Source organism: Micromonospora sp. NBC_00617 (assembly GCF_045161355.1).
GTDB lineage: Bacteria > Actinomycetota > Actinomycetes > Mycobacteriales > Micromonosporaceae > Micromonospora.
The window spans coordinates 6667766-6689394 of sequence record NZ_CP107751.1 but is presented as its reverse complement, the minus strand read 5'-3'; the positions used below and the strand labels follow the sequence as shown (position 1 = coordinate 6689394).

At 73.1% G+C, this 21629-nt stretch carries 21 protein-coding genes; 11 read left to right on the top strand and 10 right to left on the bottom strand.

The window, feature by feature from the left end; translation table 11 throughout:
* Positions 1–124 precede the first annotated feature (124 nt).
* Both OG505_RS31090 and OG505_RS31085 read left to right on the top strand, forming a co-directional pair.
* A complete protein-coding gene (locus OG505_RS31090) occupies positions 125–421 on the top strand; it encodes a hypothetical protein (RefSeq protein WP_405429517.1) in 297 nt (98 codons plus the stop codon).
* A complete protein-coding gene (locus OG505_RS31085) occupies positions 418–2007 on the top strand; it encodes an alpha/beta hydrolase (RefSeq protein WP_405429516.1) in 1590 nt (529 codons plus the stop codon). The genes OG505_RS31090 and OG505_RS31085 overlap by 4 nt, the downstream gene beginning before the upstream one ends.
* Before the next feature lie 107 nt (positions 2008–2114).
* Here OG505_RS31085 and glmS read toward each other — a convergent pair whose 3' ends face one another.
* Positions 2115–4028: a glutamine--fructose-6-phosphate transaminase (isomerizing) gene (glmS, locus tag OG505_RS31080; RefSeq protein ID WP_405429515.1), complete on the bottom strand. Its 1914-nt coding sequence runs from the start codon at positions 4026–4028 to the stop codon at positions 2115–2117.
* A gap of 238 nt (positions 4029–4266) precedes the next feature.
* On the opposite strand from glmS, the gene OG505_RS31075 reads away from it, so the two are divergent.
* Both OG505_RS31075 and OG505_RS31070 read left to right on the top strand, forming a co-directional pair.
* Positions 4267–5199 carry an MmpS family transport accessory protein gene (locus OG505_RS31075; RefSeq protein WP_405429514.1) on the top strand — a complete coding sequence of 311 codons (933 nt, stop codon included), beginning with the start codon at positions 4267–4269 and terminating at the stop codon, positions 5197–5199.
* 40 nt (positions 5200–5239) lie between these two features.
* Entirely contained in the window at positions 5240–6430 is a 1191-nt protein-coding gene (locus OG505_RS31070; RefSeq protein WP_405429513.1) for a pyridoxal phosphate-dependent aminotransferase, read from the top strand.
* 29 nt (positions 6431–6459) lie between these two features.
* On the opposite strand, the gene glmM is transcribed toward OG505_RS31070, so the two are convergent.
* The 9 genes from glmM to OG505_RS31025 all read right to left on the bottom strand — a co-directional run bounded on the left by glmM (position 6460) and on the right by OG505_RS31025 (position 13019).
* Entirely contained in the window at positions 6460–7818 is a 1359-nt protein-coding gene (gene glmM / locus OG505_RS31065; protein WP_405429512.1) for a phosphoglucosamine mutase, read from the bottom strand.
* A 117-nt stretch (positions 7819–7935) separates the two neighbouring features.
* Positions 7936–8412, bottom strand: coding sequence for a 30S ribosomal protein S9 (gene rpsI, locus OG505_RS31060; protein ID WP_357112444.1), 477 nt, complete (start codon positions 8410–8412; stop codon positions 7936–7938).
* Between the two features lie 20 nt (positions 8413–8432).
* Positions 8433–8876: a 50S ribosomal protein L13 gene (rplM, locus tag OG505_RS31055; protein WP_007465158.1), complete on the bottom strand. Its 444-nt coding sequence runs from the start codon at positions 8874–8876 to the stop codon at positions 8433–8435.
* A 209-nt stretch (positions 8877–9085) separates the two neighbouring features.
* Positions 9086–10468 carry a nitrate/nitrite transporter gene (locus OG505_RS31050; protein WP_405429511.1) on the bottom strand — a complete coding sequence of 461 codons (1383 nt, stop codon included), beginning with the start codon at positions 10466–10468 and terminating at the stop codon, positions 9086–9088.
* Between the two features lie 128 nt (positions 10469–10596).
* Positions 10597–10890, bottom strand: coding sequence for a hypothetical protein (locus OG505_RS31045; RefSeq protein WP_151488090.1), 294 nt, complete (start codon positions 10888–10890; stop codon positions 10597–10599).
* Positions 10880–11137, bottom strand: a complete 258-nt coding sequence (locus OG505_RS31040; RefSeq protein WP_405429510.1) for a DUF6364 family protein — start codon at positions 11135–11137, stop codon at positions 10880–10882. Before OG505_RS31040 ends, OG505_RS31045 begins: the two co-directional genes overlap by 11 nt.
* Positions 11138–11225: 88 nt before the next feature.
* Positions 11226–11921: a class I SAM-dependent methyltransferase gene (locus tag OG505_RS31035; RefSeq protein WP_405429509.1), complete on the bottom strand. Its 696-nt coding sequence runs from the start codon at positions 11919–11921 to the stop codon at positions 11226–11228.
* Positions 11922–12060: 139 nt separating this feature from the next.
* The gene (locus tag OG505_RS31030) at positions 12061–12261 is read right to left on the bottom strand and encodes a DUF397 domain-containing protein (protein ID WP_139582589.1); all 201 of its coding nucleotides are present in this window, start codon (positions 12259–12261) and stop codon (positions 12061–12063) included.
* On the bottom strand, positions 12252–13019 hold the full coding sequence (locus OG505_RS31025; protein WP_405429508.1) for a helix-turn-helix domain-containing protein: 768 nt from the start codon (positions 13017–13019) through the stop codon (positions 12252–12254). Before OG505_RS31025 ends, OG505_RS31030 begins: the two co-directional genes overlap by 10 nt.
* Positions 13020–13384: 365 nt before the next feature.
* On the opposite strand from OG505_RS31025, the gene OG505_RS31020 reads away from it, so the two are divergent.
* The 7 genes from OG505_RS31020 to OG505_RS30990 all read left to right on the top strand — a co-directional run bounded on the left by OG505_RS31020 (position 13385) and on the right by OG505_RS30990 (position 21594).
* Positions 13385–13663, top strand: coding sequence for a hypothetical protein (locus OG505_RS31020; RefSeq protein ID WP_405429507.1), 279 nt, complete (start codon positions 13385–13387; stop codon positions 13661–13663).
* Positions 13660–13935, top strand: a complete 276-nt coding sequence (locus OG505_RS31015; RefSeq protein ID WP_139582586.1) for a hypothetical protein — start codon at positions 13660–13662, stop codon at positions 13933–13935. Before OG505_RS31020 ends, OG505_RS31015 begins: the two co-directional genes overlap by 4 nt.
* Positions 13936–14074: 139 nt before the next feature.
* Positions 14075–16195: a molybdopterin oxidoreductase family protein gene (locus tag OG505_RS31010; protein WP_405429506.1), complete on the top strand. Its 2121-nt coding sequence runs from the start codon at positions 14075–14077 to the stop codon at positions 16193–16195.
* Complete coding sequence (locus tag OG505_RS31005) at positions 16192–17631, top strand: FAD-dependent oxidoreductase (RefSeq protein ID WP_405429505.1); 1440 nt, start codon at positions 16192–16194, stop codon at positions 17629–17631. The genes OG505_RS31010 and OG505_RS31005 overlap by 4 nt, the downstream gene beginning before the upstream one ends.
* Positions 17628–20162, top strand: coding sequence for a nitrite reductase large subunit NirB (gene nirB, locus OG505_RS31000; RefSeq protein WP_405429504.1), 2535 nt, complete (start codon positions 17628–17630; stop codon positions 20160–20162). Before OG505_RS31005 ends, nirB begins: the two co-directional genes overlap by 4 nt.
* Positions 20159–20506 (top strand): nitrite reductase small subunit NirD, encoded by a 348-nt coding sequence (gene nirD / locus OG505_RS30995; RefSeq protein ID WP_405429503.1) that lies wholly within the window; start codon positions 20159–20161, stop codon positions 20504–20506. The genes nirB and nirD overlap by 4 nt, the downstream gene beginning before the upstream one ends.
* Positions 20506–21594, top strand: a complete 1089-nt coding sequence (locus OG505_RS30990; RefSeq protein WP_405429502.1) for a uroporphyrinogen-III synthase — start codon at positions 20506–20508, stop codon at positions 21592–21594. Before nirD ends, OG505_RS30990 begins: the two co-directional genes overlap by 1 nt.
* Positions 21595–21629: the final 35 nt, after the last annotated feature.

Genomic DNA, 21629 nt, shown 5'->3' with positions numbered 1-21629 from the left:
CGTGGGCAACGCCTGTGGACACACCGGCGTACGACCGCGGCCGGCTGTCCACAGGGCACTCCGACACGGCCCGCCCCTGCCTAACGTCAGCGCGTGGATGCCGATCGTGCACGGGGGTGGGGTCATGACCGAGGAGCCGTTCGCCGTCCGGCCGCAGGAGCTGCGCGCCGTGGCCGGTGCGCTCGACGACGAGGCGTACCGGTTGGCGTGGGGCCTGGCCGGAGCGCTCGGCCTGCTGGTGCCGGCACCGGGTTGGCGGGCCGCCACGGCTCTGGCGGGGCTGGAGTCGGCCGCGCACGAGTGGTTCTGCCGGCTGGGAGCGGACGTGGCGGCGACCGCTGGTGGTGTCCGGGCTGCCGCCGAGGCGTACGAGACGGTGGACGACCGGGCTGCCGGCCGGTTCGCCGTCCTGCCCCGGTGAGCGGCGTCGGCTATCGGCAGCTCTGGGCCGCCGATCCGGGCGGCTGGCGGGCGGCCGGGGCGGCCTGGGCCGGGTTGACCGGTCCGGTCGAGCGGCACGCCGGCGAGCTGGCCGGTTCCGCCGGGCGGTTGCGCAGCGGCTGGTCCGGCCCGGCCGCGGTGGCGGCGGACGCTCGGCTGGGCGGTCTGCGGGGCGAGGTGACCTCGGTGACGCCCGCGCTGATCGAGGCCGATCAGGTGCTGTCCGAGCTGGCCGGGCGCCTGGTGGTGGCGAAGGCGCGGCTCGCCGAGGCGGTCGCCCGGGCCGAATCGGCCGGCCTGGTGGTGGATCGGTCCGGTGCGGTGCACGTCGATCCGACTCGTCCCCGCCCGACCGAGCGGGCCGGCGCGGCGCAAGCGGGCGCGGGGGCGGCTCTGCGGGGCGCGCTGGAGTTGGCCGACGCGGCGGACCGGCAGGCCGCCGACCGGTTGGACGAGCTGGCCCGGGCCGCCGGCACCGGTTGGGCGTCCCCACCGCCGCCCGGTCGACCGGCCTCCGGGGCGACGCCGGCGCTGGTGCGCGCCTGGTGGTCCGGGTTGACCCCGGCGCAGCGACGGTGGCTGGTCGGGCACGAGCCGGCCCTCGTCGGCGGCCTGGACGGGGTGCCGGTGGCCGCCCGCGACCAGGCCAACCGCCTGCTCCTCGGTGCGCGGCGCGCGGAGTTGCTGGCCGAACGTCGACAGTTGCTGGCCCGGGTGCCGCCGGGGCCGCTCGCCTCGCTGCGGCTGCGCGGGGTGGCGGCGCGGCTGGCCGGCCTGGACGCGCTCACCGAGCGCCTGGCGACCGGGGAGCCGCGGGCGTACCTGCTCGGGCTGGACCCGGCCGGTGAGGGTCGGGTGGTGGTGGCGCTCGGCGACCCGGACCACGCCGACCGGGTGCTGACGTACGTGCCGGGAATGACCGCCGGGCTGGACGACGCCCCCGGCGAGTTGGGTCGAGCGGCCCGGGTGCTGGAGCGCTGCGCGACGCTCGCGCCGGGTGAGCGCAGCGCGGCGGTGCTGTGGCTGGACTACGACGCACCGGACTTCCTGACCGAGGCGGCGTCGGCCGGCCAGGCCCGGGACGCAGGCGGGGCGCTGCACCGCTTCCAGGAGGGGTTGCGCGCCACCCACGAGGGGCCGCCGGCACGGCAGACCGTGCTCGGGCACAGCTACGGGTCGCTGGTGGTGGGCATCGCCGCCCGGGAGCACGGGCTGGCGGCCGACGCGTTGATGTTCGTCGGCTCACCGGGGGTCGGTGCGGCGCACGCGGCCGAGCTTGGCGTACCGGCCGCAGAGGTGTGGGCCAGCAGCGCTCCGGACGACGTGATCCGCCTGGCCCGGCCGGTGGACGAGTTGGGGCGTCGGGCCCTGCTGGGCGCCGCTCCGCTCGCCGCCGTGCTGGGGTGGCCGGATCGGACGGGCCACGAGCTGTGGTTCGGTCACGACCCGGCCGACACCGGGTTCGGCGGTCGGGTGTTCCCGAGCGGTCGCGGCGGGCACACCGGCTACTGGGAGCCGGGCAACCCGGCGCTCGACGGGATGGCCCGCGTGGTGCTGGGCCGTTGACGACGCCCCGGACACCGCTGGGCCGGCGCCGGGTCGGCACCGCTCACCCCGACGGGGCCCCGGACACCGCGGGTGCGGTGCGCCGGGGCCCCGGACGTGGGCGGCGACTACTCGACGGTGACCGACTTGGCCAGGTTGCGGGGCTGGTCCACGTCGTGCCCACGGGCGGCGGCGATCTCGGCGGCGAGCACCTGCAGCGGCACCGTGGTGACCAGTGGGGCCAGCAGGGTCGGCGTACGCGGCACGTAGATCAGGTGGTCGGCGTACCGGACGACGGCCTCGTCGCCCTCCTCGGCGATCACGATGGTCCGCGCGCCGCGCGCCCGGACCTCCTGGATGTTGGAGACGACCTTGTCGTGCAGCATCCCGCGGCCCACTGGCGACGGCACCACGCAGATCACCGGGGTGCCCTTGTCGATCAGTGCGATCGGACCGTGCTTCAGCTCACCGGCGGCGAAGCCCTCGGCGTGCATGTACGCCAGTTCCTTCAGCTTCAGCGCGCCTTCCAGGGCCACCGGGTAGCCGACGTGCCGGCCGATGAACAGCACGGTGGGCTCGGACTTCAGGTCCCGGGCCAGCTCGCGGACTCCCTCGATGCGGTCCAGCAGCTCACGCAGCTTGCCCGGGATCTCCTGGAGCTGGGCCACGACCGCGCCGACCTCGTCGGCGAACTTGATCCCGCGCACCTGCGCCAGGTGCAGGCCGATCAGGTAACAGGCGACGACCTGGGTGAGGAACGCCTTGGTGGAGGCGACGGCGATCTCCGGCCCGCCGTGCGTGTAGAGCACGGCGTCGGACTCGCGGGGGATGGTCGAGCCGTTGGTGTTGCAGATCGCCAGCACCCGGGCCTTCTGCTCCTTGGCGTGGCGCAGCGCCATCAGCGTGTCCATCGTCTCGCCGGACTGCGAGATCACCACGATCAGCGTGGAGCGGTCGAGCACCGGGTCGCGGTAGCGGAACTCACTGGCCAGCTCCACCTCGCAGGGGATCCGCGTCCAGTGCTCGATGGCGTACTTGGCGACCATGCCGGCGTGGTACGCGGTGCCGCAGGCCACGATGAAGATCTTGTCGACGTCGCGCAGATCCTGGTCGCTGAGGCGAACCTCGTCGAGGGCGATCTCACCGGTCTCGGTGAGCCGGCCGAGCAGCGTGTCGGCGATGGCCTGCGGCTGCTCCTCGATCTCCTTGAGCATGAACCAGTCGTAGCCACCCTTCTCGGCGGCCGACGAGTCCCAGTCGATGTGGAAGTCCTTGCCGCTGGCGGGCTGACCGTCGAAGTCGGTGATCTCGATGCTGTCGCCGGTGATCAGGACGATCTGGTCCTGACCCAGCTCCACGGCCTCCCGGGTGTGCTCGATGAACGCGGCCACGTCGCTGGCCAGGTAGTTCTCCCCTTCGCCGCGGCCGACGACCAGCGGCGAGTTGCGCCGGGCGCCGACGACCGCGCCGGGCACCCCGGCGTCGACCGCGAGCAGGGTGAACGCGCCCTCCAGCCGCTGGCACACGACGCGCATGCCGGCGGCGAGCAGCTGCGGACCGTCCGGCTGGCCGGCGGCGCGCAGGTCGGCCAGCGCGGCGGAGAGCAGGTGCGCGGCGCACTCGGTGTCGGTGTCGCTGGTGAACTGGACGCCGTCGGCCTCCAGCTCGGCGCGGAGCTTGGCGAAGTTCTCGATGATGCCGTTGTGGATCACCGCGACGCGCCCGTCGGGGGCCAGGTGCGGGTGGGCGTTGCGGTCGGTCGGCCCGCCGTGGGTGGCCCACCGGGTGTGCCCGATGCCGGTGGTGCCGTCGCCGATGCCGATGGGGCTGGCCGCGCAGGAGGTCGGGTCGTCGGCGGCGCGCTCGGAGAGCACCTTCTCCAGGTTGGCGAGCTTGCCGGCCTTCTTCTCGGTCAGCAGCTGGTCGTCGCAGACGATCGCCACGCCCGCCGAGTCGTAGCCCCGGTATTCCAGCCGCCGCAGCCCGTCGAGCACGATGCCCAGTGCCGGGCGCACGCCCGCGTATCCCACGATTCCACACATGGCCCGCAGCCTAACCCAGTTTCGCTCAGCATGGGTGCTCGAAAGTCGGCTAAACAAGCATGGAATTTGAGCGATCGGTGCTGGGCGGGCCGCAATGGGACGAGTGTCACGGGACCGGTCGCGGTGCCACCGACCCGACGGGGTTGCGGACGGCCAGCGGGTACGACAGTCTTCCGGCGGGCTCGGGCTGCGCTCCCCCGGCCCGTTGGCCCCATACCCACTCCCGCCCGGAGCAGCCATGTCCGACGCGCCGCCGCCCGAGGCGTCCCCGACGCCACCCTCGGAACCAACCCCGACGCCGCCGGATCCGACTGCGGGACAGCCGCCGACGACGCCGTCCGACTGGGCCGCGCCGGGCCCCTTCCCGACGCCCGATCCACTGGCTCCGGGCCAGCCCTGGGCGCCCCCATCGCCGTGGACACCCGCGTCGCCCTCCGCGCCGTGGACGCCCGATCCCACCGGAACCTCGTGGACGCCCACCGCGGCGACCCCCTGGCCACCACCCCCGTCGCCGGAGCCCACCCCGGCCGGCCACCCACCGTCGGGCTACCCATCGTCGGGTTACCCACCGCCGGGCTATCCGCCACCCGGTTACCCGCCGCCCTATCTCTATCCCGGCTATCCGCCGGCCGGCCGTCCCTCCGGCGGCAACGGTCGGGTGGTCGGGATCGTCGTCGCGGTCGTCGCGGCGCTCGTCCTCGCCGTCTGCGGCTGCTTCTGCGTGGCCGGGCCCCTGCTCGGCCAACTGCTTCCGGACACGGTGGCCGAGGACCCGTACGACACCGGCCCCTTCGACGACGACGGTTGGCCGCCGAGCGTCGCGCCCGAGCCCACCGCGCCCGACAGCCCCACGGCGGGCCCCACCAAAAAGCCGATCACGGGCCCGACGTCGGGCCCGGCCCCGGTGACGGTGGTCTACGAGGTCACCGGAGCGGGCAGGGCGGACATCGCGTACTTCGACGCCGAAAGCGATCTCATCCACGTCGACGGCGCGAAACTGCCCTGGCGCATGACCATCCGCACCAACGGTCAGAGCAGGGTCATGGTGGAGGCCAGGTGGTCCGACGACCGTGAGAGACCGCTCGACTGCACCGTCACGGTCACCGGCGCCGGAAAGCCCGTGACGAACAAGGCCCAGGGAACCTGGGCTACCAGCTGCGAGCCCGAGTGAGGCTGGGGTTGCGCCGGCGGGTGCCCGTAGGCTGGCGCAGGTGACGACGAGCACCGATGTCGACCCGCTGGTGGCCCGGATGCGGCCCTTCGGCACGACGATCTTCGCCGAGATGTCCGCCCTCGCCGTACGGACCGGGGCGGTCAACCTGGGCCAGGGCTTCCCGGACACGGACGGGCCGCCGGAGATGCTGGCCGCCGCCGCCGAGGCGCTGCGCGGCGGGCACAACCAGTACCCGCCCGGCCCGGGGATACCCGCCCTGCGCGCGGCCGTCGCGGCCCATCAGCGGCGGTTCCACGACCTGTCGTACGACCCGGACGGCGAGATCGTGATCACGGCGGGCGCGACCGAGGCGGTGGCGGCCAGCATCCTCGCGCTGTGCGAGCCGGGTGACGAGGTGGTCTGCTTCGAGCCGTACTACGACTCGTACGCCGCCTCGATCGCGCTGGCCGGCGCGGTCCGGCGGCCGGTCACGCTGCGTCCCGCCGCGGACGGCCGGTACGCGTTCGACCCGGCGGCCCTGCGGGCGGCGTTCGGGCCGCGTACCCGGCTGGTGCTGCTCAACTCACCGCACAATCCGACCGGCAAGGTGTTCACGCCGACCGAGCTGGCGCTGGTGGCCGAGCTGTGCCAGGAGTACGGCGCGTACGCGGTCACCGACGAGGTCTACGAGCACCTGGTGTTCACGGACGCGTCCGGTCCACACGTGCCGCTGGCGGCGCTGCCCGGGATGCGGGAGCGGACGCTGCGCATCTCGTCGGCCGGCAAGACGTTCTCCTGCACCGGTTGGAAGATCGGCTGGGCGAGCGGCCCGGCGGCGCTGGTCTCGGCGGTGCTGCGGGTGAAGCAGTTCCTCACCTACGTCAACGCCGCCCCGCTGCAACCTGCGGTCGCCGTGGCCCTGGCCCTGCCCGACGACTACTACACGGGTTTCCGCGACAGTCTCCAACAGCGGCGTGACCAGCTCGTGGTCGGCCTCACCGACGCCGGGTTCGAGGTGCTGACGTCGGAGGCGACGTATTTCGTCACCGCCGACATCACCGCTCTCGGCGGCCGAGACGGGGTGGAGTTCTGCCGGTCGTTGCCGGAGCGCTGCGGCGTGGTGGCGGTGCCCACGCAGGTCTTCTACGACGACATCGAGGCGGGCCGGCGGCTGGTCCGGTTCGCGTTCTGCAAGCGCCCGGAGGTGCTGACCGAGGCGGTCACCCGGTTGCGCGCCCTGACCCGCTGACGCGCCGGCGCAAGCCCCGGTTCACTCGACTACGGCCCGGCGGGGCTGGCGGTGCGCACCAGGGCGGCGATCCGCTCGGCGACCTCGCGGGCGGTCGCCTCGGTGGCGGCCTCGACCATCACCCGGACCAGGGGCTCGGTGCCTGACGGGCGCAGCAGCACCCGGCCGGTCTCGCCCAGCTCCGCCTCGGCCCGCTCGACCTCGGCGCGGACGGCCGGCGCGTTGGCCCCGACGGTCCGGTCGCCGACCGGCACGTTGATCAGCACCTGCGGCAGCTTGGTGACCACGGAGGCCAGCTCGGCGAGGGACTTGCCGGTGGCGGCCATCCGGGCCATCAGGTGCAGGCCGGTGAGAACCCCGTCGCCGGTGGTGGCGTGCGCGGGCATGACGATGTGGCCGCTCTGCTCGCCGCCGAGCGCCAACTCCGAGGCGCGCAGCTCCTCCAGCACGTACCGGTCGCCGACCTTGGTCTCGATCAGCCGGATGCCCTGCGCGGACATCGCCAACCGAAGGCCGAGGTTGCTCATCACGGTGGCCACCAGGGTGTCCCGGGTGAGCGTGCCGGCGTCGCGCATGGCCAGCGCGAGGATCGCCATCACCTGGTCGCCGTCGACCTCGTCGCCGTCGGCGGTGACCGCCAGGCAGCGGTCGGCGTCACCGTCGTGGGCGATGCCCAGGTGGGCGCCGTGCTCGACGACGGCCTCGCGGAGCGCCTCGATGTGGTTGGAGCCGCAGTCGTCGTTGATGTTCAGCCCGTCGGGCTCGGCGTGGATCGCGATGACCTCGGCCCCGGCCTCCCGGTACGCGACGGGGGCGACCTCGGCGGCGGCGCCGTTGGCGCAGTCGACGACGACCTTGATCCCGTCGAGCCGGTGCGGCACGGTGCCGATGAGGTGCTGGACGTAGTGGTCCGCGCCGTCGAGCAGGTCGTGCACCCGGCCGACGCCGGCGCCGACCGGCCGGTCCCAGGCGGTGGTGGCGTTCGTCTCGACGGCCGCCTCGATCCGCATCTCGATCTCGTCGGGCAGCTTGTGCCCGCCGGCGGCGAAGAGCTTGATGCCGTTGTCCGGCATGGGGTTGTGCGACGCGGAGAGCATCACCCCGAGGTCGGCCTTCGCCTCGGCGGTGAGGAACGCCACGGCCGGGGTGGGCAGCACGCCGACGCGTACCACGTTGGCGCCGGCGCTGGTCAGCCCGGCCACGACGGCGGCTTCCAGCATCTCGCCGCTGGCCCGGGTGTCCCGGCCGACCACGGCGAGCGGCGGGTGGCTGCGGTCCGTCTCGGCCAGGGTGTGCGCGGCGGCCACGGCGAGTGCGAGCGCCAATTCGGGGGTGAGATCCGCGTTCGCCCGCCCGCGTACGCCGTCCGTGCCGAACAACCGACCCATACCCGCCAACCTCCGATGAGCACTACCGAGAAGGAGAAAACGGAACGGCCGGCCCGCCTCCCCGGTCGAGGGGAGGCGGACCGGCCGTCCGTCAGAAGTACAACGCGCTGGGAAAGATCAGCGCTTCGAGTACTGGGGAGCCTTACGGGCCTTCTTGAGGCCGTACTTCTTGCTCTCCTTGACCCGGGCGTCCCGGGTCAGGAAGCCGGCCTTCTTGAGGGCCGGGCGGTCGTCCGGCTCGTTGACGATCAGCGCGCGGGCGATGCCCAGCCGCAGCGCACCGGCCTGGCCGGTGGTGCCGCCGCCACGCAGGTTGGCGATGATGTCGAACTGCTCGAGCTTCTCGGCGGTGACCAGCGGGTCCTTGATGAGCTGCTGGTGCACCTTGCTCGGGAAGTACGCCTCAAGATCCTGGCCGTTGCAGGTGATCTTGCCGGTGCCCGGGACGATACGGACCCGGACGATGGCCTCCTTGCGGCGGCCCACGGTCTGGATCGGCCGGTCACCACGAGGCGCGCGGGCGACGGGCGCCGGCGCCTCGGTGGCCTCGGGAACCTCCGGGGCAACCTCGGTCTCGGTGGTGATGTCGGTCATGCTGCTTCCTTCGCCCGCGCTCACTGCGCGATCTGCTTGATCTCGAACGGCACCGGCTGCTGCGCGAGGTGCGGGTGCTCGGCACCGGCGTAGACCTTCAGCTTCTTGATCAGCTGACGGCCGAGCTTGTTGTGCGGGAGCATCCCCTTCACGGCCAGCTCGATGGCCCGCTCGGGGCGCTTGGTCAGCAGCTCGTCGTAGCCGACCTGCTTCAGACCACCCGGGTAACCCGAGTGGCGGTAAGCGACCTTGGTCTGGCGCTTGTTGCCGGTCAGCGCAACCTTGCCCGCGTTCACGATGACGACGAAGTCGCCCGTGTCGACGTGCGGCGCGAAAGTCGGCTTGTGCTTACCACGCAGCAACGTGGCGGCGTGGGTGGCCAGGCGGCCCAGCACGACATCAGAGGCGTCGATGACGTGCCACTGACGCTCGATCTCACCCGGCTTCGGGCTGTACGTACGCACAGGTCTACCTTGTCTCGTCGTCGGTCTGGGGTCGCGCGCCGAGGTGACCAGATCTAGCAGGCCGGACCAGCGCGCACGAACGACCAAGCGTACCTGATAGGGCACGCCTCTGGATGTCGTACAACAGCAGGCAACGATACCCGGCGCCCCATCGGCAGGTCAAAACGGGGGTGGGATGCCGCGCGGCGACGCGCCGGCCATGACCCGGATCACACCCCGGCGAGCCGGTGGGACCCCGGACACCGGTAGACGAACCAGGTCACCGCGAAGCACAGCGCGTACCAGCCGATGAACGCCAGGTAGGCGGCATCGGCGTTGCCGGAGCCGAGGAACGACTGGCGGAAGGCGATGTTGACCAGCACCCCGCCGGAGGCGCCGATCGCGCCGGCGATGCCGATCAACGCGCCGGTCATCCGCCGCGCCCACCGGGCGGCGGCCTCCGGGTCACGCGTGCCGGCGGCCACGGCGTCGGCCGCCCGGGCCCGGAAGATCGCCGGGATCATCTTGTACGTGGAGCCGTTGCCGACACCGGAGAAGACGAAGAGGGCGAGGAACCCGGCCAGGTAGAGCCCGAACGAGCGCTCGCGGGCCGCGTACAGCACCGTGCCGGCGCCGATCGCCATCGCCACGAAGTTCCAGAAGGTCACCCGGGCGCCGCCGAGCCGGTCGGCGAGGTGGCCACCCAGCGGCCGGATCAGCGAGCCCACCAGCGGCCCGAGGAAGGTCAACCAGGCGGCGTCGACGGGGGTGGGAAACCGCTCGGCGAACTGGAGCTGGAGCACCTGGCCGAACGCGAAACCGAACCCGATGAACGAGCCGAAGGTGCCGATGTAGAGCAGCGACATGGTCCAGGTGTGCGGGTCCCGGGCAGCCTCGCGCAGCGCCCCGGGCTCGTTGCGCGCGCCGGGCACGGTGTCCAGCCAGCGGGCCGCCGCCAGCGCGGCCAGGACGATCAGCGGCAGGTAGACCGCGGGCACCAGACGGGGGTACGCGGCGCCGGCGGTGGCGAGGACCGCCAGCCCGACCAGCTGCACCGCGGGCACCCCGAGATTGCCGCCGCCGGCGTTGAGCCCGAGGGCCCGCCCTTTGAGCCGGGACGGGTAGAACAGGTTGATGTTCGCCATCGAGGAGGCGAAGTTGCCGCCGCCGACGCCGGTGAGGCAGGCGAGCACCATCAGCGTGGAGTAGGACACCCCGGGTTCCAGGAGCACCGTCATCGGCACCGTCGGGACCAGCAGCAGCAGCGCGCTGATGGTCGTCCAGCGCCGCCCACCGAAGCGGGCCACGGCCAGGGTGTACGGCAGCCGCAGCACCGCCCCCAGCGCGGCCGGCACGGCGGTGAGCAGGAACTTCCCGGCCGGGTCGATGCCGTACGCGGGGCCGAGGAAGAGCACGGTCACCGACCAGAGGCTCCACACGGAGAAGCCGACGTGCTCGGCGAAGATCGACACCCAGAGGTTGCGGCGGGCGATGGGCGCGCCGGTCGTACGCCAGAAGTCGGGGTCCTCGGGCCGCCAGTCGTCCAGCGGGCGCCGACGCCCGGCGACGGCAGGTGGCTCGGCGGTGACTGCGGTGGTGGTGAGCGTGCTCACGGCGGCTCCTCCTCGTCGATGCGACGAGAAGGAACGCTAGGAAAGCGGGGTTACCTGGCAGTGCCCGTCACGGGTCGGCCCGGAAACGGCTACCGCACCACGGGCCGGCGGCGATGGTGAGGCCCGGCTCAGAGCTGCTGGAGGATGCGCAGGGCGCGGCCGACGCGGAGCATCGTGTCGGTGTCGGCGACGTCCACGCAGTCGGTGAACCACTTCTTCATGGGCGAGGAGATCCGGTCGGGCATCACCACGTACCGGCCCATCGACACGGCGAGCGGCGAGTCCCGCAGCAGCGACTCCTCGACCACCTCGACCACGATCACGATGGGCACGTCGGTGGAGTTGTAGACGTCCGAGCTGATCACGAGCCCGAGGCGTTCCCGGGCGCCCTCGATACGCCAGACCTCGCCCCTACGCAGCACGCCGCCGTCCGTTGGAGAACAGGTCGTTGACCATGCCCACCTCGCGGGCGTCGGCGAGGGCGGCGGACTCCAGGTCGAGGCCGGCACGACCCACGGCGGCGGCGTGCGCGGTGAAGACCTCGCGCAGCGCCTTCTCGCGGGCGGCCTGGTCCATCCACGCCGAGAGCGACAGCCCTTCGCGCTTGGCGAAGCGTCGGGCCTCCTCGATCGTCTCGTCGGTGAACGAGAGAGTCACCTTGGCAGTCATGCCGAAGAGATTACCCACCGGTGTGACCACCAGTCATCCCGCGCCCATCGACTCGCCCCGGGACGGCGAAACGTACATTCCGCCGGGATTACCCGGCCCGGCCGCCGAACACCGCGAAGCGCCACTCCTTGAAGTAGCAGTCGACGTCGACCAGCCCCGCCTCGGCGAGCCACCGGCACTGGTCGGCCACTGTCGCCGGGCGGTCGTGGCGCATCCGTTCCCGGGCGGCGGCGATCTCCTCGGGAGGCGAGCCCAGCTCGGTGATCCGAGCCGTCCACACCTCGTCGTAGCGTCGATCCAGGGCCGGCGTCGGGGCGGCCACCTGCTCGGCGTTGACGAACACCCCGCCGGGCGCCAGCGCCGTGGCGGCCCGCCGGTAGAGCGCGCGCTTGCCGTCGTCGTCCAGGTGGTGGATCGCCAGCGCGCTGACCACCGCGTCGTACCGGCCCGGCGGCAACTCGTCCGCCAGGTCGGCCCGGACCGTTCGGTGTGGCACGGACCGCGCGTTCAACTGGTCGGCGGCGCGGGCGAGCATCGCCGGCGCGGCGTCCACCAGGGTCAGCCGGACTCCGGGCACCGCCGCGGCGAGCAGCAGGGAGAGCAGGCCGGTCCCCGCGCCCAGATCCAACACCTCGGGGGTACGGCCGGCGGCCAGCGCGGCGCGCAGCGGCGGCGCGGCCACCTCGACGGCGGTGCCGTAGAACGCGTCGAAGCAGGGCACGAGCCGTCGGCGGGCCTCGTCATAGGTACCGGCCACCGCGTCGAAGACGTCCGCCACGCTCATCGCAGTCTCCCATAATTTGAGACATGTTTCCCACATTATAAGCACTCTACGACGAACGGCCCTGATCCGGGACACACGAAAGACCCCCGGCTCCTTGGGATCTCAAGGAAACCGGGGGCTGACTGAGTTGCTGCGCTGGTTAGCCGACGGGGCCGATCGCCTTCGCCAGGTCGACGAAGCCGGCCCATGCCGCCGGTCCGAAGGTCAGCGTCCCGCCGTCACGGTCTTTGGTGTCGCGGACGAGGACGATGCCGGGGAGGTTGTCGGCGACCTCGACACACGAGCCGCCGTTGTTTCCGCTCTTCGTGCTTTTACGCCACTGCGCGCCGGTCAGGTCCATGATCCCGCTGCTTTCGTGATCAGGTCGAGGGACTGTTGACGGGAAAGAGCCTCGCTTCTGATGCGCTCCCATCTGCGATTCAGCGTAGCAACGTCCGCAGCTCCATTTACGATCTGCGCTCGCACCTGGCTGTCGATATGTGCGACCTGCTCGCCGTCGGGCAACTCGGCCACGATGAAGCCCCCGCCAAGGCCCGGATACATCCCGACGTCCTGCGGCACGACGAGCACCTGCACGGCGGGCAAGACCGCGCACTGAGCAAGGTGGCCCACCTGCTCACGCATCAGCGGTCGATCGCCGTATGCCGACTGGTACAGGACCAGTTCGTGAACGACTGCGACCAGCAGGGGCGGGCGTTCACGGCGGAGAATGGCCTGTCGGTCGATGCGGGAGGCGACCACATCGTCAACCTCGCTCGTCGTCAACGCTTCGCCTACCAATGTCGCCCGCGCGTACGCCTCGGTCTGCAAGAGGCCGGGCACCCACGTGTGCTCGAACCAGCGAATCGCGAGGGCTTCGCGTTCCCAGTCGACCCACTCGCGCAGCCATTGCGGCTCGCGCCTTCTGAGGACATCCGGCCAGAGGTCCCCAACGTCCCTCCCGAGGAGCGCGGCCAGCTTGGCGCGCCGACGGGGCTGCGGCACGCGTCCCGGGCTTATCCACCGTGCGGCCGTCTTCGGATCAACGCCCGTCTGAGCTGCCAGACTTTCGGCTGTCTCGCCAGCTTCGGCCATGGCCGCCTGAAGTGCATGATTCATCCTGCCTCCAGATGAACGTCCCGAACATCCCCCGAGAATAGAACAACGTCGTGTACTGGTCCCGTCACCGACGGCACGGTGGTCGACAGACGGCGCGGCCGGCAGGGACCCGAGACCCGGCGGACGCGTTCGCGCCGGGGCCGCATCTGCCCCGTCGACAGCCGAGGGGGAGCACCGTGCCGGACGAGCCACCCGATCGGAAGCCCGATCGGAAACCCAAGCCGAAGCCGCAGTCGGAAACTGGCCCCGCGGCCGTCGCCGGGCATGCCCTGGCCGCCGGGGACCGTCGTTCCATCCTGGCCGGTGAACCGACTCGACCGCATCCCCGCCTGCCGACGGGTGCACGCACCGGCGGGCCCGCGCGGATGCCACGCGCGGGTGACGTCCTGCACCTGACCCGCGCCGCGAGTGTGCAGTTCCTGCGCCCGATCTTCGTCCGGGTGATTCGCGTTCTCGACTGGCCGACGTACGACGGATGGCTGTGGATTGACGGTTACGAGCTGGCCGCGAACGGCGACGCGGTCGCGCGCCGGTCCCTGTTCGTGATGCCCGCGGGCCTGATCTGGTCGGACGTGCCCGCGCGGGCGGCCCGTCGGTCGACCACGCGCACGCCCGTCAAGCGAGGTCCGGTGCGGGTCGGATGACCAGACGCCCTCGCCCGCACCAGCCGATGCGCCCGGCGTGGCTCTGCCGTAACTGCGCCGCTCCCTGGCCGTGTTCGCCGGCTCAGCTTCACCTCGCGACCGAGTTCTACGGCCACTCGATCGCCCTGGCGTTCTACCTGGCAGCGAACATGCAGGACGCGCTTGACGACCTGTACTCGCTGGGCGTTCGCCCTGATCTGCGGGCACATCACGCCCGGTTCCTGGGCTGGCTGTCCCTGACCCGCCGCCCCCGCCGCGCCGACTTGCGCTGACCGTCCCAGGAGATGAAGCCCGGCGGCGCCATCACCCACCCGTCATGTTCGCTGCGCCGGTGCGGTGTGAGCCCCACTTGACAGGACCGAAACAGAAGAGACCCGGACCGGAAACCGCCCGCCGGCACGCTTTCGGGACATGACAGACGGTGCACGGCCGGCAACTCGACCGGGGCGAACCCCCCGGGAGGTGGCGACGCACTGCCCGTACTGCGCCCTTCAGTGCGGGATGACGCTGCGCGAGGACGACACCGGGGTGAGCGTGCTCCCCCGCCAGTTTCCCACCAACCGGGGCGGGCTCTGCCAGAAGGGCTGGACGTCCGCCGACCTGCTCGACCACCCGGACCGGCTGACCGCCCCGCTGCTGCGCGACCCGGTCAGCGGCGAGCTGCGCCCGGCGACCTGGGACGCCGCGCTGGACCGGATCGCCACCGGCCTGCGTGCCATCGGGGACAGCTCCGGTCGGGACGCGGTCGCCGTCTTCGGCGGCGGCGGGCTGACCAACGAGAAGGCGTACGCGTTGGGGAAGTTCGCCCGGGTCGCGCTGCGCACCCGCAACATCGACTACAACGGACGGTTCTGCATGTCCTCGGCCGCCGCCGCCGGGCTGCGCGCCTTCGGGGTCGACCGGGGGCTGCCGTTTCCGCTGGCCGACCTCGGCCGGGCCGACACCCTGCTGTTGGTCGGCGCCAACCCGGCGGAGACCATGCCGCCGCTGGTGCGTTGGCTCACCGAGCAGCGCCGGGGCGGCGGCCGGCTCATCGTCGTCGACCCCCGCGTCACCGCCACCGCCCGCCAGGCCGACCTGCACCTGCAACCGCTGCCCGGCACCGACCTCGCCGTGGCCAACGCGCTGCTGCACATCGCGCTCACGCAAGGGTGGGTCGACCAGGCGTACGTCACCGAACGGACCAGCGGCTTCGACGCGGTCCGCCGCAGCGTCGCCGCCTGGTGGCCGGCCCGCGCGGAACAGCTCTCCGGCGTGCCGGTGGCCGACCTGGAGGCGACCGCCCGCGCGCTGGGCACCGGCGGCCGTGTGATCATCCTGACCGCGCGCGGCGCCGAGCAGCACGCCAAGGGCGTCGACACCGTCACCGCGTACGTCAATCTCGCTCTCGCTCTGGGCCTGCCCGGCCGCGAGGGCTCGGGGTACGGCTGCCTCACCGGCCAGGGCAACGGTCAGGGCGGACGAGAGCACGGGCAGAAGGCCGACCAGCTCCCCGGCTACCGCAGGATCGACGACCCGGCGGCCCGGGAACACGTCGCCGGTGTCTGGGGCGTGCCGGCCGACGACCTGCCCGGCCCGGGCGTGCCGGCCTACCAACTGCTCGACTCGCTCGGCACCCCCGACGGCCCCCGGGCGTTGCTGGTGTTCGGCTCGAACCCGGTGGTCTCCGCTCCCCGGGCGGCCCGGATCGAGGGCCGGCTGCGCGACCTCGACCTGCTGGTCGTCGCCGACCTGCTGCTCTCCGAGACGGCGGCGCTGGCCGACGTGGTGCTGCCCACCGCGCAGTGGGCCGAGGAGGACGGCACGATGACCAATCTGGAGGGCCGCGTGCTGCGGAGACGGGCGCTGCGCCCGTCTCCGCCGGGCGTCCGGACCGACCTGGCCATCCTCGCCGACCTGGCGGCCAGGATGGGCGACGCCGCGACGGCGGCGGCGCGGTTCCCGACCGACCCGGCCACCGTCTTCGCCGAGCTGCGCCGCGCCTCCGCCGGCGGGGTCGCCGACTACGCCGGCATCGACTGGGCCCGGATCGACGACACGGACGGTGTCTTCTGGCCCTGCCCCAGCGAGGACGGGCCGGACACGCCACGGCTCTTCACCGACCGGTTCGGCACCCCGGACGGTCGGGCCCGATTCCACGCCGTGGACCACCGGCCCGCAGCCGAGGAGGTCTGCGCCACGTATCCTCTGCACTTCACCACCGGCCGGGTGCTCGCCCAGTACCAGTCCGGCACCCAGACCCGCCGGGTGGCCGCGCTGCGCCGCGCCGCGCCCGAGGCGTTCGTCGAGCTGCACCCCGACCTGGCGGCCCGGCTGGGCATCGACGACGGCGACCCGGTGCGGGTCACGTCCCGTCGGGGCGAGCTGCACGCGCCGGCCCGCCTCAGCTCGGGGATCCGACCGGACACGGTCTTCGCACCGTTCCACTGGCCCGGCGCCGGCCGGGCCAACTCGGTGACCAACGACGCGGTGGACCCGATCTCCGGGATGCCCGAGTTCAAGATCTGCGCGGTCCGGGTGGAGAAGGCATGACGGCCCGAGTGGTGATCGTCGGCAACGGGATGGCCGGTGCCCGGCTCGCGGCCGAGCTGCACGCCCGCGAGGGAGACCGGAAGGTCACCGTGCTCGGGGCGGAGCCGCACCGCGCGTACAACCGGATCATGCTCTCCACGCTGCTGACCGGCCGGATCGCCGAACCGGACGTGGAGCTGACCGAGGCCGCCGGGCACGGCATCGACAGGCGCCCCGGCGTGCCGGTGACCGCGGTGGACCGGTCCGCCCGCGAGGTCCGCACCGGCGACGGCGAACGGATCTCCTACGACCACCTGGTGCTGGCCACCGGCGCGCGGGCGGTGGTGCCGCCGCTGCCCGGCCTCGACCCGACCGACCTGCCGCAGCGGGTCGTTCCCTTCCGGACCCTGGACGACTGCCGCCGGATCCTCGCCGTCGCCGACGGGGCCCGCAGCGCGATCGTGCTCGGTGGTGGGCTGCTCGGCCTGGAGGCCGCCCGCGGCCTGGCCACCCGAGGGCTCGCCACCACCGTGGTGCACCACACCGGGCACCTCATGGAGCGGCAGCTCGACCCCGCCGCCGGCGCGGTGCTCGCCGGCACGCTCGCCGGGCTCGGCGTCACCATCCAGCTCGCGGTCCCGGCGACCGGAGTCGTCGCCGACGACACCGGCGTCCGCCTCGACCTGGCCGACGGCCGGTCGCTGCACGCCGACCTGCTGGTGCTCTCCTGCGGCGTACGCCCGGACACCGCCCTCGCGCAGGCCGCCGGGCTGACCGTGCGGCGCGGCGTGGTGGTGGACGACCGGCTGCGCACCAGCGACCGGAGCGTCTCGGCGATCGGCGACTGCGCCGAGCACGACGGCGCGCTCACCGGGCTTGTCGCACCCGCCTGGGCCCAGGCCCGGGTGCTCGCCGACGTGCTGACCGGCACCGACCCGCTGGCCCGCTACCGACCCCGGCCGGTGGTGACCCGACTCAAGGCGGCCGGAATCGACCTGGCCGCGATGGGCGACGCCGCGGGCGGCGGACCGGGCGAGGAGCTGACCTTCGCCGACCCCGCCCGGGGCACGTACGCCCGCCTGCGGATCCGCGACGAACGGCTGATCGGCGCGATCCTGCTCGGCGACAACCCGGCGGTCGGCACGGTGATCCAGCTCTTCGACCGGGGTCACCCGGTGCCGGCCGACCGGCGGGCCCTGCTGCTGGGCCGGGCGCTCGGCGGGGCCGGTGCGGCGCCGAGCGCGTCACCGGCGCTGATGCCGGACGCGGCCGTCGTCTGCCAGTGCAACACGGTGACCAAGGGAGCGCTGGTGCGGTGCTGGCGCTCCGGCGCGCGGACGGTCGACGCGGTGGTGGCGGGAACCCGGGCCGGCACCGGATGCGGCGGATGCCGGGATGCGGTCGGCGGCATCGTCGACTGGCTGTCCGAAGCGGAATCGGTGGAGGTGACGCGATGAGCGGTCAGGACCTGGTCGTCATCGGCAACGGCATGGTGGGGCAGCGCTTCGTCGACGCGCTGCGCGCCCGCGACCCGCAGAGCCGCTGGCGGGTGACCGTGCTGGCCGAGGAGGGGCGTCCGGCGTACGACCGGGTGCGGCTCTCGGCGTACTTCGACGGGGTGAGCGAGGACGAGCTCAACGTGCACACCCCGCACGACGGCGTGCGGCTGCGCCTCGGTGAGCCGGCCACCGCCATCGATCGCGTCCGGCGGGTGGTGACCACCGCCATGGGCGAGTACGGCTACGACGCGCTGGTGCTGGCCACCGGGTCGTACCCCTTCGTGCCGCCGGTGCCCGGCGCCGACCTGCCCGGCGTGTTCGTCTACCGGACCCTGGACGACCTGGCGGCGATCCGGGCGTACGCGCGGGGCCGGCGGGTCGGCGCGGTGATCGGCGGCGGGCTGCTCGGGCTGGAGGCGGCGAACGCCCTGCGCCTGCTCGGCCTGAGCACCGACGTGGTCGAGTTCGCGCCCCGGCTGATGCCGGTGCAGGTGGACCAGGCCGGCGGTGCGATGCTGCGCCGCTACGTCGAGGAGCTGGGTGTGCGTACCCACCTCGGGGTGGCCACCACCGCGATCCGTGCCGGCGCCGACGGCGCGGTCGACGCCCTGGAGCTGTCCGACGGCCGCGTGGTCGACGCCGAACTGGTCGTGGTCGCCGCCGGCATCCGGCCCCGCGACGAATTGGCGCGGGCCGCCGGCCTGCCGCTGGGTCCGCGCGGCGGGGTGCTGGTCGACGGGACCTGCCGCAGCGCCGACGAGCACGTCTGGGCCGTCGGCGAGTGCGCGGCGGTCGACGGCACCTGCCACGGCCTGGTCGCCCCCGGGTACGCGACGGCCGAGGTGGTGGCCGACCGGCTGGTCGGCGGCGCGGCGACCGTCCCGGGCGCGGACACCGCCACCAAGCTGAAACTGCTCGGTGTCGACGTGGCGTCGTTCGGCGACGCGCACGGCACCACCGAGGGCTGCCTGGACGTCACGTTCACCGACCCGGCCACCCGGGTGTACGCGAAACTGGTCCTCTCCGACGACGCGCACACCCTGCTCGGCGGGGTGCTGGTGGGTGACGCCAGCGCGTATCCGACGTTGCGGGCCAGTGTGGGCGGCCCGCTGCCGGCCGCTCCGCTGGCGCTGCTCGCCCCGGACGGCGGCGGCGCGGACGCCGGAGCGCTGCCCGCCACCGCCCAGGTCTGCTCCTGCAACGCGGTCACCCGCGGGGACGTGGACGACGCCATCGCGGGCGGCTGCGCGGACGTGCCGGCGTTGAAGGCGTGCACACGGGCGGGCACGAGCTGCGGCTCCTGCGTGCCGATGCTGAAGCAGCTCCTGGACGCGGCCGGGGTCGCGCAGTCCATGGCGCTGTGCGAGCACTTCGACGTCAGCCGGCGGGAGCTGTTCGAGATCGTCCGCGTCCGCGGCATCCGCACGTTCTCCCGGCTGGTCGCCGAGCACGGTCGGGGGCGCGGCTGCGACATCTGCAAGCCGGTGGTGGCGTCGATCCTCGCCTCGCTGGGCAGCGGGCACGTGCTCGACGGCGAGCAGGCGTCGTTGCAGGACACCAACGACCACTTCCTGGCCAACCTGCAACGCGACGGCAGCTACTCGGTGGTGCCCCGGATCCCCGGCGGCGAGATCACCCCGGAGAAGCTGATCGTCATCGGCGAGGTCGCCCGCGACTTCCAGCTCTACACGAAGATCACCGGCGGGCAGCGAATCGACCTGTTCGGGGCCCGGGTGGAACAGCTGCCGCAGATCTGGCGGCGCCTGGTGGACGCCGGTTTCGAGTCCGGCCACGCGTACGGCAAGGCGCTGCGCACGGTGAAGTCCTGCGTCGGCGAGACCTGGTGCCGGTACGGGGTGCAGGATTCGGTGGGGCTGGCCGTGGCGCTGGAGCTGCGCTATCGCGGGCTGCGCGCGCCGCACAAGCTCAAGTCGGCGGTCTCCGGTTGCGCGCGGGAGTGCGCCGAGGCCCGCAGCAAGGACTTCGGCATCATCGCCACCGAGACCGGCTGGAACCTCTACGTCGGCGGCAACGGCGGCTTCCGACCCCGCCACGCCGACCTGTTCGCCTCTGATTTGTCAACAGAAGCGCTGATTCGAATAATCGATAGATTTTTAATGTATTACATCCGCACCGCCGACCGGCTGCAACGCACAGCCGGGTGGATCGAGGCCATGGACGGTGGCCTGGACCACCTGCGCGCGGTGATCGTGGACGACTCGTTGGGGCTCTGCGCCGACCTGGACGCGGCGATGGCCCGGCACGTGGCGTCGTACTCCGACGAGTGGCGCGACGTACTGGACGACCCGGAACGGCTCCGCCGCTACACCTCCTTCGTCAACGCCCCCGACGTGAGCGACCCGTCGATCACCTTCGCCGTGGAACGCGGCCAGCCGGTGCCGGCACGCGCCCTGACGACCACCCGTCCCGAGCCGGCCGACACCCGCCGGCAGCCCGTCTCACTCGGCCTTCCGGAGGTACGGCGATGAGCCACACGATCACGCTCGACTGGACCGCTGTCTGCCCGCTTGACCGGCTGGAACCGAACCGGGGCGCCGCCGCCCTGGTCGACGGCGCGCAGGTCGCCCTCTTCCACACCGTCGACGGGCTGTTCGCGATCGACAACCGCGACCCGGTCTCCGGGGCGTACGTGCTGTCGCGGGGCATCGTGGGCAGCCGCGGCGGCGTGCCGACGGTCGCCTCCCCGCTGCACAAGCAGGTGTACGACCTGCGCACCGGGGAGTGCCTGGACCTGCCCGGGATGACCGTGGCCCGGCACGACACGCGCTGCCACGACGGGATCGTCGAAGTGCGGTTGCGACGGGAGGGCTGATGCGGGAAGAACTGGCCGGCTTCACCATCGGGGTGACCGCCGACCGGCGGCGCGACGAGTTGGCCGCGCTGCTCGAACGCCGGGGCGCCCGCGTGGTGCTCGCCCCGGCGCTGCGGATCGTGCCGCTGTCCGACGACACGGAACTGCGCGAGGCGACCCGCGCCTGCCTGGACCAGCCACCCGACATCCTGATGGCCAACACCGGCATCGGGATGCGCGGCTGGCTGGAGGCGGCCGAGGGCTGGGGGCTGGCCGAACCACTGCGTTCGGTGCTCGCCAGCTCGTACGTCGTCGCGCGGGGCCCCAAGGCACGCGGCGCGATCCGTGCGGCCGGGCTGCACGACCAGTGGTCACCGGCGTCGGAGAGCTGCGACGAGGTGGTCGATCACCTGCGCCGCCGTGGCGTGGCCGGGCAGGTGATCGCCATGCAGCTGCACGGTGAGCGGCAACCCGAGTGCACACTCGCGCTGGAGGCGGCCGGCGCCACGGTGATCGAGGTGCCGGTCTACCGCTGGGCGCCGCCGACCGACCCGGCGCCGCTGCACCGCTTGATCGACCTGATCGCCGGCCGGCTGGTGGACGCGGTGACGTTCACCTCGGCACCGGCGGCCGAGGCGCTGCTGCGGGCCGCCGGGGACCGTACCGAGGCGGTGGTGTCCGCGCTCCGCAGCGACGTGCTGGCCAGCTGCGTCGGCGCGGTGACCGCCGAGCCGTTGCTGCGCCACGGGGTGCCGGTGAGCGCTCCCGGGCGGGCCCGGCTGGGCGCGTTGGTGCGGACCATCGTCGACGAGCTGCCCCGCCGGACCGTGACGTTCAAGGCCGGCGGGCACCTGCTCACTCTGCGGGGGCACGCGGCGGTGATCGACGGCGAGCTACGCCCGCTCGCTCCCGCCCCGATGGCGGTGCTGCGGGCGCTGGCCCAGGTCCCCGGCCGGGTGCTGTCGCGCACGGCGCTGCTGCGGACCCTCCCCCGGGGCGCCGACGAGCACGCGGTGGAGATGGCGGTGGCCCGCCTGCGGGCCGGCCTACGCGCGCCGCGCGTGGTGCAGACCGTGGTCAAGCGCGGCTACCGGCTCCGGGTCGACTGACGCGTCGCGGCCGGCCCTGGTGTGCCGGCCACGAC